This window comes from Collinsella sp. AF38-3AC, assembly GCF_003474365.1.
Lineage (GTDB): Bacteria > Actinomycetota > Coriobacteriia > Coriobacteriales > Coriobacteriaceae > Collinsella.
Genome location: NZ_QROM01000037.1, coordinates 1 through 2,093 on the forward strand (window position 1 = coordinate 1; position 2,093 = coordinate 2,093).

Here is a 2,093-nt window from a genome sequence, read left to right on the forward strand (position 1 = left end):
CCGTACGCTTGAACTGAGAAGGGGGAGGCCTCGCGGCCTCCCCCTTTTTTGCGTTTACGGGCAACATTTCTTATGCAATTAAGTCAATTTAATCATCCACCGCTGAATATAGACGTTCACCGTTCTTTGGTCGGTTCTCTGTTCTCAATGGACTAATATTTGCTTTAGCGCACTGCTGCGCTTGTCCTGTTTTACACGGGTCGTTTTATTGATTGTGACGGAAGGACTCACATGGCAGATGTTCATGAGCTGCTTGATACTTGGATTGCCAATGTCAAGGACGAGGAGCTCCTCGCTGAGCTCAATACGATGAAGGAGCAGGGTGATGAGGACGCCATCACCGACGCTTTCTTCCAGGATCTCGCCTTCGGTACTGCCGGCCTTCGCGGCACTATCGGTGCAGGCACTAACCGTATGAATATCTATACGGTCGGTCGTGCGACCCAGGGATTCGCTGACTACCTCAATGCGACCTTCGAGCATCCGACGGTCGCCATCGCTCGCGATAGCCGCAATAAAGGTGAGTTGTTCGTTAAGACGACGGCTGCCATTCTTGCAGCAAACGGCGTGACTGCCCTCGTGTATCCCAAGATTTCTCCTGTGCCGACGCTCTCTTGGGCCGTTCGCGACCTTAAGTGCTCCGGTGGCATTTGCATGACTGCTAGTCATAATCCGGCGCCGTATAACGGCTATAAGGCCTATGGCCCCGACGGCTGCCAGATTACCAGCGAGGCCGCCGATGCAATTTCTAAGGCTATCGCCGAGACCGATACGTTCACCGGCGTGAAGTCCATGGACTTCGATGAGGCTCTTGAGCAGGGTCTGGTCAAATGGATCGATGACTCGTGCCTCGAGCGTTATTACGACGCCGTACTCGCGCGCGGCGTTACGAATCTTTCTGCCGAGGAGATTGCCGGCGCACCGCTCAAGCTTGTCTATACGCCGTTGAATGGTACCGGCCTCATTCCCGTTACCACGGTGCTCGAGCGTGCTGGCATCACCGATGTAACGGTTGTTCCCGAGCAGAAGGAGCCTAACGGCGATTTCCCGACCTGCCCGTATCCTAACCCCGAGATCCGTCAGGCCATGCAGAAGGGCATCGACCTGTGCGAGCAGGTTCACCCCGACCTGCTGCTTGCAACCGATCCCGACGCCGACCGTGTTGGCGTTGCCGTTAAGAATGGCGATGACTATCTGCTGCTGACCGGCAATGAGATGGGCGTTCTGCTGCTCGACTATATCTGCAAGACCCGTGCTGCCCGCGGTGAGGACCTCACTAAGAAGGTTGCCGTTACTACTATCGTTTCTTCCGCCATGGTTGACGCTTTGGCCGACGAGTACGGTTTTGAGCTCCGCCGCTGCCTGACGGGCTTCAAGTACATCGGCGACATCATTACTTCTCTTTCCGATGCTGGCGAGGTCGATCGCTTTATCTTCGGTTTTGAGGAGAGCTACGGCTATCTGGCTGGCGACCACGTGCGCGACAAGGACGCCGTAAGCACTTCTCTTCTGATTTGCCAGATGGCGCAGTATTACAAGCTCCAGGGCAAGAACCTTGCCGATGCGATGCACGAGCTTTACGAGAAGTATGGCTACTATCACAACAAGACGATTTCGCTGAGCTATCCGGGCGCTGAGGGTGCGGCAAAGATGGCCGGCATCATGGCTGGTCTGCGCGAGAACCCGCCCGCGGAGCTCGCCGGTTCCAAGATTGAGGCTGTCGTGGATTACAACACCTGCGTGAACGGCCTGCCGAAGGCTAACGTCATTGAGTTCGATCTTGAGGGTGGTAACAAGGGTATTGTTCGTCCTTCCGGCACCGAGCCCAAGATTAAGCTGTACATCTTCGCTAAGGGCACGGATGCCGCCGAGGCTGATGCAGCACTTGACGCGATTGAAGAGTCCGGTCGCAAGCTGTTGGCCTAAGGCTTTGAAAGCCTATTTCTATAGTTAGACGGAGGAGGGGATCTCGGAAACGAGGTCCCCTCTTTATTACTGGCAAACACAGCTGAGACTCTCAAACTGTGTGGGAAATGTGTACGCCCTGATTCCCGCCCCCGGGGCCCCTCCGGTCTGGCAATATATCTCCTTGC

At 55.5% G+C, this 2,093-nt stretch carries 1 protein-coding gene; it reads left to right on the forward strand.

All coding sequences use genetic code 11. The features are described 5' to 3' along the window. Positions 1-231 precede the first annotated feature (231 nt). Positions 232-1,926 (forward strand): phospho-sugar mutase, encoded by a 1,695-nt coding sequence (locus tag DW029_RS11060; RefSeq protein ID WP_118346174.1) that lies wholly within the window; start codon positions 232-234, stop codon positions 1,924-1,926. The last annotated feature ends 167 nt before the right edge of the window (positions 1,927-2,093 follow it).

Bases quoted from the DNA above. Each gene is read 5' to 3' on its own strand.
- DW029_RS11060 (WP_118346174.1), top strand. From the start codon at position 232: ATGGCAGATGTTCATGAGCTGCTTGATACTTGGATTGCCAATGTCAAG.